The sequence below is a fragment of the Streptomyces sp. NPDC004539 genome (genome assembly GCF_040610055.1).
GTDB lineage: Bacteria > Actinomycetota > Actinomycetes > Streptomycetales > Streptomycetaceae > Streptomyces.
Window position 1 is genome coordinate 187,060 of record NZ_JBEXLS010000005.1, and the last position, 11,676, is coordinate 198,735.

Here is an 11,676-nt window from a genome sequence, read left to right on the forward strand (position 1 = left end):
GCACGGGCAGCACGCCGATCCGCATGATCGTTTCTACGTTGACCATATGACGATCGGATTCTCCTCCCGGGCCGCCATGACGGCCTGCGCGTTGTGTACCGCGGTCTCCTTGGCGGCGGGCCCGGTGGCGCTCGCGGCGACCGGCTCCGCTCCGGGGGTACGGGGAGCGCCGGACCGATCGTACGCCGCTGACTCCCTCGGGTCCCCCGCGACCTCTGTACGTCTCGCAGCGCCCGGAAGTCCCCCAGCGCCCGTCCGCCCGTCGGCGTCCGCCGCGCCCGGCGCCCCCTCCCCCGCGCTCCTGCGCCGCCCCGGCACCCACGTCCACCCCCGCCCCGGCGCCCCCGCGCTACCCGGGGTCTCCGCGCTCTCGTGGGTCGTCGCCGACGCGGACTCGGGGGCCGTGCTCGCCGCCTCGGACGCGCACCGCAGGCTGCCCCCGGCGAGCACCCTCAAGACCCTGTTCGCGCTGACCGTGCTGCCGGTGCTGCCGGCCGGCATCCGGCACCGGGTCTCGGCGTCGGAGCTGGAGGGCATCGGCGCGGGCAGCAGCCTGGTCGGGGTCGCGGAGGGCCGTACGTACACGGTCGCCGACCTGTGGCGCGGGGTGTTCCTGAACTCGGGGAACGACGCCGTGCATGTCCTGTCCGCGCTGAACGGCGGCTGGGAGACGACGGCGCGGCGGATGCAGGCCAAGGCTCGGGCGCTCGGCGCGCTGGACACGCACGTGCTGTCCCCGGACGGGTACGACACGCCGGGCCAGGTGTCGTCGGCGTTCGACCTGGCGGTGTTCGGGCGGGCGGGGCTGCGCAACAGCGACTTCGCGCGGTACTGCGGGCTCGCGCGGGCCCGGTTCCCCGGGGGCGGGGGCTGGTCGTACGAGATCGCGAACACGAACCGGCTGCTGACCGGGGAGGACGGGGTCGCGGAGTATCCGGGGCTCGTCGGGGTGAAGAACGGCTACACCACCAACGCCGGGAACACGCTGGTCGCGGCGGCCCGCAAGGGGGGCAGGACGCTGGTGGTGACGGTGATGAACCCGCAGTCCGGCGGGGGTTTCACGGTCTACGAGGAGGCGCGGGACCTGCTGGACTGGGGGTTCGCGGCGGCGGGCCGGGTGGACCCGGTGGGTTCGCTGGACGCGCTGCGGGCGCGGCCCCGGCCGGGTCCGGGAGTGCGTCCGGCGGTCGCGGCGGCGGCCTCCGAGGGGGACGGCGGTGTGCCGGGCTGGCTGGTGGCGGCGGCGGTCGTGGGGGCGGCGGCGCTGGGCGCGGGCGGGGTGTCGTTCGTGCTGCGGGCCGGGAGGCGGCGCTGACCGGTCGGCAGCCACAGCAGCAGGCCCAGGGTGATCCAGACGTACAGGTTGCTGCCGACGAAGCCGTCGAGGCCGGACGCGTCGTGGAACCAGATCCACACGACGCTGGTGCACATGACGGCGTACAGAGTTGACGCGATCCGGATGTGTCCGGCGCGGATCAAGATGACGAACGACGGAATCAACCAGATCAAGTGATGCACCCAAGTGACCGGACTGACCAGACAGGCCGTCAATCCGGTCAATGCGAACGCCGTTCGCCAGTCCCCGGCGCGGCGCACCCGGCGCACCCACACCGCGAGCACCAGGAGCACGACGATCGCCCACACGGCCTTGCCCTCGACGCCGAGGCGGGCGAGGACCCCTTGGAGGGACTGGTTGGAGACGTAGTCGAGGCGGCCCACGCGCGTGGTGTCCCACAGGGCGGTCGTCCAGTAGAACCGTGACGCGTCCGGGGCGATCAGCGCGGCGAGCCCGGTCGCGCCGACGGCGACGGCGGTCGCGATCCCGGCCGCCCGCCATCTGCGGGTCACCAGGAGCAGCCCGATGAACAGCGCGGGCGTCAGCTTCACCGCCGCCGCGAGGCCGATCCCGACACCCGCCCAGCGGTCCCGGCCGGTGGCCAGCAGATGCGCGTCCACGAGGACGAGCGCCAGCAGCAGGATGTTCACCTGGCCGAAGCTGATCGTGTCCCGGAGCGGCTCGAAGAGCGCCAGCACGCACAGGGTGAGGCCGACGCCGTACCAGCCGTGCCGGCGCCACTCCCGGCCAGCGAGGAGGCGCAGGACCAGGGCGAGGGCGGCGAGGTTGAGCAGCAGGGCGAGCGCGATCGCCGTGTGCAGGCCGGTCAGCGCCATGGGGAGCATCGCGACGGCCGCGAACGGCGGGTAGGTGAAGCCGTACGGCGTGTCGGGGACCCGGTAGTCGTAGACGCGTCCGCCGTGGTGGACCCAGTGGTCGATCGTCCCGTAGTAGACGCGCAGGTCGAACCAGTCGCGCAGGAGCGGCACGGTCGCGGTGAACGCCGTGACGGCGGCGGCCAGCGCGAGGAGCAGGAGCAGACGGCCGCGGTCGGTCTCGGGGAGTCTCATGGTCCTCGGGGTTCGTCGGGGCATGCCGCCGCTCGGGGTCACGTCGTCTCTCGGTGTCACGCCGTACGGCTCCGCAGCGGGCCGGAGGCGAGGCGGGCCTGCCACAGGACGACGACCGCGAGGGCGCCGCCGGAGACGGCGAGCAGGACCTGTCCGGCGTCGGCGGGGCCTCCGTCGGGCAGGACGGCGAGGGCGAGCACCCCGGCCACGGCGACGGCGGTACGGTGCCGTACCGACGTGTCGGGCGCGGCGGCGGCGATCAGGAAGAGGCCCCACAGCGCGTACCAGGGGCGGATCGCGGGCCCGAACGCGGCGACGGCGGCGAGGCTGAGGCCGAGCGCGTAGACCGGGCGGGGCCGCAGCCGCCACCAGATCACGGCGACGAGCGCGGCGGTGATCGCGAGGCCCAGCGCGTGCCAGGCGGGCACGGCGAGCGGCGCGAGGTCGCTGCCGGCGCGGGTGAGGAGGGCGCCGGTGGCGCGGCCCAGGAGGCTCGTGAGGGCCCAGTTCTGGGGGGAGACGGGGGTGCTGAGGGCGCTGATCCAGCCGTATCCGGTGCCGGTGGCGGCCGTGACGGCGACGGTCGTCGCGGCGGACACGGCGAGGGTCTTGGCGGTGGCGCGGACCGGGCTGTGCTGGAGCATGACGACCGCCGCGAGGCCGAGCGCGGCGGGCGCCTTGACCAGGGCGGCGAGGGTGACGAGGACCGCGCCGAGCGCGAACCGTCCGCCGAGGGCGGCGACCAGGCCGATGCCGAGCAGGCCCAGCATGATCGCGTCGTTGTGGGCGCCCGCGACCAGGTGCAGCAGCACCAGCGGGTTCAGCACCCCGAGCCACAGGGCGACCGCCGGGTCGGCGCCGCAGTGCCGGGCGAGCCGGGGCAGCGCGGCGGCCATCAGCGCGACCCCGAGCAGCGCCACGAACCGCATCCCGTACAGCCCGGCGGGCAGCTCCCCGCGCGTGAGGCCCGCGAGGACCCCGGCGAGCCCCATGAACGCGGGCCCGTACGGCGCCCCGGTGTGCTGCCACAGCGGCGCGACCTCGTCGGCGAGCGGGCCGCCGAGGCTGGAGGGGCCGTAGGAGTAGACGTCGATGTGGGCGTCCACCATCGCGCCCTGCGCGAGGTAGCTGTAGACGTCCCGGCTGAACAGCGGCGGCGCGACGATCAGCGGCGCCGCCCAGACGGCCAGGACGAGGACCAGCGCGCGGGTGGACGGCCGGTCGTCGCCGCGCACCCGGCGGCCGAGCGTCACCCACGCGGCCGTCAGCAGGACGAGCCCGAAGTAGACGCCGACGAGGCCGAGTACGGCGTGCGGCGAGGAGGGCGCGAGGAGTTCGCGCGCGGGGAGGGCGCCGGCGGTCTCCCCGCCCAACGCCAGACAGGAGGTACCGGCCAGGCCGAGCACCTGGCAGCGGCGGAGAGCGGGAGGGAAAGCCTTGGCCAGCACCCTGCCAGCGTGGCGAGACAGTGTGGCCGCCAGGCGACGCCCCGCCTGCGGGGCGGTGGTCTGTGCGTGACCGGGGCGTGAGCGGGGGCCGGGGTACGCCGGACGGTCGGCTCCCGTACGCCGGGCGCTCGTCCCGGGTTCGGGACCGGGGGTACGGGGGTGGCGTCACCGGGGTGCGCGGGCGGGGTGCCCGCTCCGGCGCGCGAGGCCCCCGTACCCCGCCGGTTGGCCGGTCAGGCGAAGCGTGAGCTCGGGACCGGGCCCGTGCTGTGTATCCGCGCGCGGTCGCCCCGCGACCAGGTCGGGCGGACGGCCGCCACGAACTCCGTGAACCCCTCCCGGGGGTCGTCCGGGGCCGTGCCGTCGCCGGCGTCGGGGGTGGGGTCGGCGGCGACGATCAGCTCGGCCAGCTCCTCCTCCGGGCGGGTGTCGGCGCCGCCGCGCTCCACCTCGCCGTCCTCGCCCAGGCGCAGCGCGTCGCCCCAGGGCGCCACGATCGACTCGTGGAGCAGGGTCACGCTGTCCGGGGTGACGGCGGGCGGGTCGGTCCAGCAGCTCGCGTGCTCGTGCAGCACCTGTCCTGGAGCCCGCTCGAACAGCGCGCCCAGGGCCTCGGCGCCCTGCTCCGCCTCGGCGGTCTCGTTCAGGTCGTAGGCGATGACGACGGTGTTCTCACGGCCCGCCTCGAACGGTACGGCGGGCAGCCCGAGCAGTTGCGCCGCCGCCAGCCCCAGAATCCGGCTCGACCGGTCCGGCAGCAGCGACACGGACGCCGGACGCGCCTCGGCCGCCTCCAGCAGCGCCACGAGCCTGGACAGGCCGCGGTGGCACTGGTCGTACGTGTCCTGGAGGAAGGCGTAGCGGCCGGTCATGCCCGCGTCGTAGCCGTACGGCGAGAGGGTGCCGAGGAAGGTGCCGCCCATGACGTACTGCCAGCCGCGCAGGTCGGTGCGGTCCAGGGGGCTCACCGCCTCGACGGCCGCCGCGCGCTCCAGGACCCGGTTCTGCCGGGCGCGTGTCGGCAGCCACATCTCGTCCTCGGGGTCGCCGAGCAGGGCGTGCTGGCGGCGGGCCAGGGGGAGGTCGCCGGCGAGGACGGCGTTGAACACCAGGAGGTAGCGGTCGGGCCAGTCGTCGAGGGTGTCCTCGTGCGCCAGGAGGAGGTCCGCCGCCTCGCGGTGCCGGGAGCCGTCCTCGTACGCGGCGACGAGTTCCCGCAGGAGGGGCTTCGCGCCGGGGGCCAGGTTCAGGGCCTCGCGCAGCGCGGGGACCGCGAGGGCGGCGATGCCGCGTTCGATGCAGGCGTACCCGAAGTCGTAGAGCGGGCGCGGCTGGCCGGGGCCGGCGACGACGGCCCGGGCCGCGTCGCGCAGGTCGTCGAACCCGGCCTCGTCCGCCGCCCGCCCGGTGACCAGGGCGACCTCGGCGAGCGGCGCGCTCTCGGCGACGGCCCGCAGGACGCGCAGCGCGCCCGGGATGTCGCCCTGGTCCAGGCGTTCCCATGCCTTGAGGGTGTCGGGGGACTTGGGGCGGCGGAGCTTGCGGGAGAACATGCGTGCGATCTTCGCCGGGGGCGGGCCGGGCTTCAAGGGGATTTCCCGCGAGGGGGCGCGGCGCCCGCAAATCCGGTTGCCGTCGGCCGGTCCGGGCCGATAAGAAGATCGCATGCTCACAGGCGAGAAGGTGGCACTCCGGGCCCGGCACGAGGACGACCTCCCGGTCCTGCGGACCGAGCTCTTCAACGACGTCGAGAACGCCTCGCGCGCCGAGAGCCGGCCCTGGCGGCCGGTCGCCCCCGACGCGAAGGACCCCCGCCTCGGGGCGGACACCAAGGACCCCGACTCGCACGTCCCGTTCTCCGTGGTCGACCGGGAGACCGGCTCCCTCGTGGGCGTCGCGAACCTCTGGGGCATCGACACCCACAACCGCCTCGCCCACATCGGCCTCGGCCTGCGCCCCTCCTGCCGCGGCAAGGGCTACGGCACCGACGTCGTCGCCGTCCTCTGCCACTACGGCTTCACCGTCCGCGGCCTCCGCCGCCTCCAGATCGAGACCCTCGCCGACAACACCGCCATGCTCCGCGCCGCCGAACACAACGGCTTCACCCGCGAGGGCGTACTGCGCTCCTCGGCCTGGGTGATGGGGGAGTTCCTGGACGAGGTGCTGCTGGGGTTGCTGGTGGAGGAGTGGAAGAGGGGCGCACGGGGCTAGGGCCGGGGGAACGTGACGTCGGTGAGTGCCTCGCAGCCATCCGGTGGGTTGGTCATCTTCCTGAACGGCACGTCGAGTTCCGGGAAGTCGAGCATCGCCGAGTCGCTTCTCACCGTGCGGCTGCCGGGATGGCGGCTGGTCGGTGTCCACTGCGCCCTGCCGGAACTGGAACGACGCGAGCGGGAGCGCGGGGACCGGACACCGGGACTGGCCGCACGCCAGCTCGCCCAGGTCCACGCGCACGGCCTCTACGACGTCGAGTGCGACACGAGCGTCGACGGGCCGGCCGAGTGCGCTCGGCGGATCAAGGACTTCCTGCCGCGCCGTTCGACGCCCACCGCGTTCGAGAGGCTCAGGACGAGTCTCCCCGCCGAGCGGACGCCGGCCGGCTGAGCCGCGGTCCTGTCTCACGCCCCCTCGTCGAGGTGGGATACCTGGTAGTGGCCGAGGTGCCACTCGTGGCCCGTTCGGGTCGCCAGGGTCGAGAGTTTGACCGTGAGTGCCGGGCGGTCCGTGAAGGAGAAGGTGACGTCGAGGTAGCCGAGGACGAGGTTCTCGGCGGGGCGTCGGGTCTCCAGGACGCGGTACTCGGCCGTCATGCCGGGCGGCTGGGAGGCGTAGTAGTCGGCGACGCCCTGCCGGCCGACGCTGTAGGGGTGCAGGCCCTGGAAGATCGCGTCCTCGGTGAACAGGGCGGCGACGCGCTCCGGCTGGTGGGCGTCGACCGCGGACTTCCAGCGGTCGAGGAGGGCGCGCAGGATCGTCTCGTCGTCGGTCGTACCGGTCATGTCCGCTCCTCGGTGGTCGGTGTGGCGGGATGTCGGTGTCCGGGTGCTCATACTGCGCCCGGCGTGCGGGATGTCGCGCGAGCGAGGGTTTCGGTTGTGGCGGGGGTTTCGGTTGTGGCGGGCGCTCCGGTTGTGGCGTCGGGCAGGTGACGGGCGCACCCTGGACTCGTCACCGACGAGCGGAGTACGTCATGCGAGAGTTCCTGGTGGAGATCACCACTGCCGTCCCCGAGGGCACCGGTCAGGACGAGGTCGACCGGCGGCGGGCCGCCGAGGCCGTCCGTGCGCGGGAGCTGGCCGCCACCGGGCATCTGGCCCGGCTGTGGCGCCCGGTGGGCGAGTTGCGCAGCATCGGCGTGTGGCGGGCCGCCGACGAGGACGAGCTTCACGAGAAGGTGCTCGGCACCCTTCCGCTGCGCCCCTGGATGTCCGTCAGCGTGACCCCACTCGAATCCCACCCCAACGACCCGGGCAGGGCCGAGAACGAGAAGTGAGCTGTACGGTCCCGGGGAGCCGTGCCGTCCGTGTCGCCGTTCCGCCGCCGGCCACCGGCTTCGGCCGGAGAACGGCACACAGCACTTGCGGAAGGTTCAGAATCGAACGAGGACGCGGGCGCGCTCGCCCCGCGCCCGGCCGACTGACGTGGAGTCGCTCATGACCACCGCACGGGACCTCGCGATCGTCGCCCTGGGCGCGGCGCCTGACCGGCCCGTCGAGCGGGGCGACCTCTCGCTCGTGCTCGCGGGAGCCGAGCTGTTCGACCTCGTCGAGGCGGGAGCCCTCGTCCTGGACGGCGAACACATCGTCCCGAGCGCCCAAGCACCCACGGGTGACCGACTGCTGGACGAGGCCGCCGGGAAACTCGTACGGCAGGAACCGTACGAGTCCGTGTCGGACTGGCTGTGGCGTCGGGGCCGGGACCTGTCCTCCACGTACATCGAGGACTTCGAACGGGTCGGGCTGACGGCCCGGCCGCGCGGTCGACACGTCCCGCTACGGACGTCCCGCAGCGAACTCGTCGACTCGGCCGCCCGGTGCCACGCCGAGCAACGCTGGACGGCCGGCGAACCTGTCCTCACCGCCCTGGGCGCGGCGGCCGGCCTCGGCGACGAACCCGCCCCGGACACCCAGGCCCTCACCGACGAGACCACCTCGACGGTCCTGGCCGCCGTCGGCGACGCGGTGATGGAACTGGAGGCCGTACGGCGACGCAGGGAGATCGAGGACGCGGCGTTCGACAACGTGTGGCGGGGTTACTAGATCGCGGTCGCCCCGAGAAGCGGGCGGTTGTCCTGGAGGGCGGGGGCGGTGTCGTCGCGGGCGAACTCGCTCCGGGCCTCCGCCCGAGTCTCCGCGGAGTCGATGCGCTGCCCCGCCCCGCAGCACGGCGTCCGCCGATCATTACCATTCGGTAAGTTCGTCGTCGAGAAGGGCAGCACAGTGCCACGCGTGTTTTCCGTGAGTGACAGCGTCGTCATCGATGTCCCGCCCGAGCGTGCCTACGACGCGGTCTCCCGGCCCGCGGACATGGGTCGCTGGAGTCCGGAGAACCTCGGCACCCCCACCGGGTCGTCCGGCGAGCCGGCGGCCCTCGGAGCCCGTTTCGTGGGGCTGAACAAGCGCGGCCGGCTGCGGTGGGCTACCGGATGCACGGTGACGGCCGCCGATCCGGGCCACCGGTTCGCCTTCCGCGTGCACACGATCGGCATCACCCGCCCGCGACTGCGCTTCCCGATAGCCACCTGGGAGTACCGCTTCGAACAGGCCGGTGACGGTACGCGCGTGACGGAGACCTGGACCGACGACCGGCGCGCCTGGCCCGCGCCCGTCGCCCACACCTTCGACCGGATCGCCACCTCGGGCAGCACCTTCGCCGAGTTCCAGGCCCGCAACATCGCCACCACCCTCAGCAATCTCAAACAGGTACTGGAGACCGAGCACACGGGCTGAGGCACGCCGAGGGGGGATCATCGCCTCGGCACTGATCGTGAGGATGCGACGGCGGAGGTCTCACTCGATGGCGGCGGCCTTCCCGACGGCATGGACGGCGCCGTCGCCATCGGCGGTGAGCCGTCCCGGGTGAGCCGCTCGTCCACAGGCAACGGACCCCTGAGCGGAACCCGCGAGGCCGTGGGCGAGAGCGGCGGCGGTCGGGGCGGTGACAGCCGCGAGTGAACTTCCCCTCCTCGGCGAGGGCATCCGCGGGCTTCCCCCCTCTACACCAGGCCGAGTCCTCTCAGCCCCGCCCCCTACGCCAGCGGCGACCCGCTCCCCGCCACCACCTCCGGGCGGAGCAGGGCGGTGAGGGAGTCGGCTGGGAGGAGGCCCTTTTCCAGGACGAGTTCGGCTACGCCGCGGCCTGTTTCGAGGGCTTCCTTGGCGATGGCGGTGGCGGCCTCGTAGCCGATGTGGGGGTTGAGGGCCGTGACCAGGCCGATGGAGTTCTCGACCGTCTCGCGGAGGCGCTCCGTGTTGGCGGTGATGCCGTCGACGCAGCGTTCGGCGAGGGTGAGGCAGGCCGCGCGGAGGTGGGTGATGGACTCGGAGAGGGAGTGCAGGATGATCGGCTCGAACGCGTTGAGCTGGAGCTGACCGGCCTCGGCGGCCATGGTGATGGTGACGTCGTTGCCGATGACCTCGAAGGCGACCTGGTTGACGACCTCGGGGATGACGGGGTTGACCTTCCCCGGCATGATCGACGAACCGGCCTGAACGGGCGGGAGGTTGATCTCGCCCAGACCCGCGCGCGGCCCGGAGGAGAGCAGGCGCAGGTCGTTGCAGCTCTTGGAGAGCTTGACGGCGACCCGCTTGAGGACGCCGGACATCTGGACGAACGCCCCGCAGTCCTGCGTCGCCTCGACGAGGTTCGCGGCGGTGACGAGCGGCAGGCCGGTGATGTCGGCGAGATGACGGCGCGCGGCCTCGGCGTACCCGGCGGGAGCGTTGAGGCCGGTGCCGATGGCCGTGGCGCCCAGGTTGATCTCATGGATCAACTCGACGGCCTCGTCAAGACGACTGCGATCCTCGTCAATCATGACGGCATAGGCCGAGAACTCTTGACCGAGCGTCATGGGAACCGCGTCCTGCAACTGTGTACGGCCCATCTTGAGCACATCACGGAACTCGACGGCCTTCCGGCCGAACGCGTCCTGGAGTACAGCCATCGCCTTGAGCAGTCCACGTACCGCGAAGACCGTCGCCACCTTGACGGCGGTCGGGTAGACGTCGTTCGTCGACTGGCCCAGGTTGACGTCCTCGTTGGGGTGGAGGAACCGGTACTCCCCCTTGCCGTGCCCGAGCAGCTCCAGCGCCCGGTTGGCGATGACCTCGTTGGCGTTCATGTTGGTCGAGGTCCCCGCACCCCCCTGGACGACGTCGACGACGAACTGGTCGTGCAGCCGCCCCGCCCGGATCTCCCGGCACGCGGCGACGATCGCGGCGGCCTTCTCGGGCGCCAGCAGCCCGAGTTCCTCGTTGGCGAGGGCGGCGGCCTCCTTGACGGCGGCGAGGGCGTCGATGAGGTGCGGGTAGGCGGAGATGGCCGTACCGGTGATGGGGAAGTTCTCGGTGGCGCGCAGGGTGTGGACGCCCCAGTACGCGTCGGCGGGGATGTCACGGAAGCCGAGGAGGTCGTGCTCGCTGCGGGTGACGGCGGTCATGGTGAGGGACGTCCTCTTTCAGGTGGGTGAGGGTGAGCGGTGACCAGGGGTGCGGCGCGCACACTCGCCGCACCCCTGCCGCGGACGCCGCGCGCGCCCCGCACATGGGCGGGCGCGGCGTCCGGTGGGGCGCTACGCGCAGGCCGGGAGGGTGACCGGGTCCAGTGCGCGTACCGCGCGGACCTCGCCGACGGGTTCGCCGCCGCCGAGGAGCCGCTCGCCGGCGAACGCCGTGAGGCGGGCCGGTTCGACGCCCGCGCGAACGAGCGCGGCGGCGGTGACCGGCACACGCGCCCGGTTCGCGCCGTCGGAGATCTTGACGGCGACCGCGCGCCCGTCGGGCAGGGCGGCGACCTCGACGCCCTCGAAGCCGTCCTTGGCGAGCAGCCCGGGGACGGCGTGCATGAGGGCGGCGACGTCTCGGTCGGCGCCGGAGGCCATCTCGGGGAAGTCCCGCATGGCGTCGGCGACCTTGGCCTCGGGGGTGCCGGGGACGGCCGTGGTGATGCGGGCGGCGGCGCGGGCGAGGCCGTGCAGGGAGACGGAGAACAGGGGCGCCCCGCAGCCGTCGACGCTGACCTGGGCGATCCGCTGCCCGGTGAGGTCCTCGACGATCTCGGCGATCGCCTGCTGGAGGGGGTGGGCGGGGTCGAGGTAGCCGTCGAGGGGCCAGCCGTTGAGCTTGCAGGTGTAGAGCATCGCCGCGTGCTTCCCGGAGCAGTTCTGCGCGAGCCGCGAGGGGCCCCGGCCGGCCCTGATCCACTCGTCGCGTTGGACGGCGCCGTAGGGCATGTCCTCGACGTTGCGCAGGTCGTCCTCGGAGAGTCCGGCCAGCTCCAGGATGTGCTGGGACCCGACGAGGTGGCGTTCCTCGCCGGAGTGGCTGGCGGCGGCGAGCGAGAGGAGCCCGCCGTCGAGGGGGAGCCCGGCGCGGACCATGGCGACGGCCTGGACGGGCTTGAGGGCGGAGCGGGGGTAGAAGGCGGCCTCGATGTCGCCGAGCTGGAGGGTGACCTCGCCGTCCGCGCCGAGGACGACGACGGAGCCGTAGTGGACCCCCTCGGTGACCCCGCCGCGCACCAGGTGGGCGACGGGGGCGTGGAGGGGCTCGCGGATCAGGGGGGCGTCGGTGGGGGTGCTGCTGAACATCACTGCCTGCGGGTT

Annotated in this window: 10 protein-coding genes and 2 pseudogenes; 6 read left to right on the forward strand and 6 right to left on the reverse strand. The window is 73.4% G+C overall.

The genetic code is table 11. From position 1 onward, the window contains the following. Positions 1-76: 76 nt before the first annotated feature. A pseudogene (locus tag ABZX85_RS12580) lies at positions 77-982 on the forward strand (D-alanyl-D-alanine carboxypeptidase); the annotation flags it as partial. An 83-nt stretch (positions 983-1,065) separates the two neighbouring features. Here ABZX85_RS12580 and ABZX85_RS12585 read toward each other — a convergent pair. The 3 genes and pseudogenes from ABZX85_RS12585 to ABZX85_RS12595 all read right to left on the reverse strand — a co-directional run bounded on the left by ABZX85_RS12585 (position 1,066) and on the right by ABZX85_RS12595 (position 5,407). After that, the gene (locus ABZX85_RS12585) at positions 1,066-2,406 is read right to left on the reverse strand and encodes a glycosyltransferase 87 family protein (protein ID WP_355865822.1); all 1,341 of its coding nucleotides are present in this window, start codon (positions 2,404-2,406) and stop codon (positions 1,066-1,068) included. 56 nt (positions 2,407-2,462) lie between these two features. After that, positions 2,463-3,935: pseudogene (gene mptB / locus ABZX85_RS12590) on the reverse strand (polyprenol phosphomannose-dependent alpha 1,6 mannosyltransferase MptB); the annotation flags it as partial. Between the two features lie 152 nt (positions 3,936-4,087). Then, complete coding sequence (locus ABZX85_RS12595) at positions 4,088-5,407, reverse strand: hypothetical protein (RefSeq protein WP_355865824.1); 1,320 nt, start codon at positions 5,405-5,407, stop codon at positions 4,088-4,090. A 112-nt stretch (positions 5,408-5,519) separates the two neighbouring features. Here ABZX85_RS12595 and ABZX85_RS12600 point away from each other — a divergent pair, with 112 nt between their 5' ends. Next, positions 5,520-6,065, forward strand: coding sequence for a GNAT family protein (locus ABZX85_RS12600; RefSeq protein ID WP_355865827.1), 546 nt, complete (start codon positions 5,520-5,522; stop codon positions 6,063-6,065). Positions 6,066-6,077: 12 nt separating this feature from the next. Further along, positions 6,078-6,458 (forward strand): hypothetical protein, encoded by a 381-nt coding sequence (locus ABZX85_RS12605; RefSeq protein WP_355865830.1) that lies wholly within the window; start codon positions 6,078-6,080, stop codon positions 6,456-6,458. 14 nt (positions 6,459-6,472) lie between these two features. Here the strand turns inward: ABZX85_RS12605 and ABZX85_RS12610 are convergent, their stop codons facing one another. Then, the gene (locus ABZX85_RS12610) at positions 6,473-6,853 is read right to left on the reverse strand and encodes an SgcJ/EcaC family oxidoreductase (protein ID WP_355865833.1); all 381 of its coding nucleotides are present in this window, start codon (positions 6,851-6,853) and stop codon (positions 6,473-6,475) included. Between the two features lie 191 nt (positions 6,854-7,044). On the opposite strand from ABZX85_RS12610, the gene ABZX85_RS12615 reads away from it, so the two are divergent. The 3 genes from ABZX85_RS12615 to ABZX85_RS12625 all read left to right on the forward strand — a co-directional run bounded on the left by ABZX85_RS12615 (position 7,045) and on the right by ABZX85_RS12625 (position 8,803). Then, positions 7,045-7,347 (forward strand): muconolactone Delta-isomerase family protein, encoded by a 303-nt coding sequence (locus ABZX85_RS12615; protein ID WP_355865835.1) that lies wholly within the window; start codon positions 7,045-7,047, stop codon positions 7,345-7,347. 160 nt (positions 7,348-7,507) lie between these two features. Further along, complete coding sequence (locus ABZX85_RS12620) at positions 7,508-8,113, forward strand: GPP34 family phosphoprotein (RefSeq protein ID WP_355865838.1); 606 nt, start codon at positions 7,508-7,510, stop codon at positions 8,111-8,113. A 180-nt stretch (positions 8,114-8,293) separates the two neighbouring features. Continuing rightward, positions 8,294-8,803 (forward strand): SRPBCC family protein, encoded by a 510-nt coding sequence (locus ABZX85_RS12625; protein WP_355865841.1) that lies wholly within the window; start codon positions 8,294-8,296, stop codon positions 8,801-8,803. A gap of 299 nt (positions 8,804-9,102) precedes the next feature. Here the strand turns inward: ABZX85_RS12625 and aspA are convergent, their stop codons facing one another. Then, positions 9,103-10,512, reverse strand: coding sequence for an aspartate ammonia-lyase (gene aspA / locus ABZX85_RS12630; protein WP_355865844.1), 1,410 nt, complete (start codon positions 10,510-10,512; stop codon positions 9,103-9,105). A gap of 132 nt (positions 10,513-10,644) precedes the next feature. Continuing rightward, on the reverse strand, positions 10,645-11,661 hold the full coding sequence (locus ABZX85_RS12635; RefSeq protein WP_355866692.1) for an asparaginase: 1,017 nt from the start codon (positions 11,659-11,661) through the stop codon (positions 10,645-10,647). Positions 11,662-11,676 lie beyond the last annotated feature (15 nt).

Coding starts and splice junctions, on each gene's coding strand:
- ABZX85_RS12585 (WP_355865822.1), bottom strand. CDS start 2,406: ATGAGACTCCCCGAGACCGACCGCGGCCGTCTGCTCCTGCTCCTCGCG.
- ABZX85_RS12595 (WP_355865824.1), bottom strand. CDS start 5,407: ATGTTCTCCCGCAAGCTCCGCCGCCCCAAGTCCCCCGACACCCTCAAG.
- ABZX85_RS12600 (WP_355865827.1), top strand. CDS start 5,520: ATGCTCACAGGCGAGAAGGTGGCACTCCGGGCCCGGCACGAGGACGAC.
- ABZX85_RS12610 (WP_355865833.1), bottom strand. CDS start 6,853: ATGACCGGTACGACCGACGACGAGACGATCCTGCGCGCCCTCCTCGAC.
- ABZX85_RS12615 (WP_355865835.1), top strand. CDS start 7,045: ATGCGAGAGTTCCTGGTGGAGATCACCACTGCCGTCCCCGAGGGCACC.
- ABZX85_RS12620 (WP_355865838.1), top strand. CDS start 7,508: ATGACCACCGCACGGGACCTCGCGATCGTCGCCCTGGGCGCGGCGCCT.
- aspA (WP_355865844.1), bottom strand. CDS start 10,512: ATGACCGCCGTCACCCGCAGCGAGCACGACCTCCTCGGCTTCCGTGAC.
- ABZX85_RS12635 (WP_355866692.1), bottom strand. CDS start 11,661: ATGTTCAGCAGCACCCCCACCGACGCCCCCCTGATCCGCGAGCCCCTC.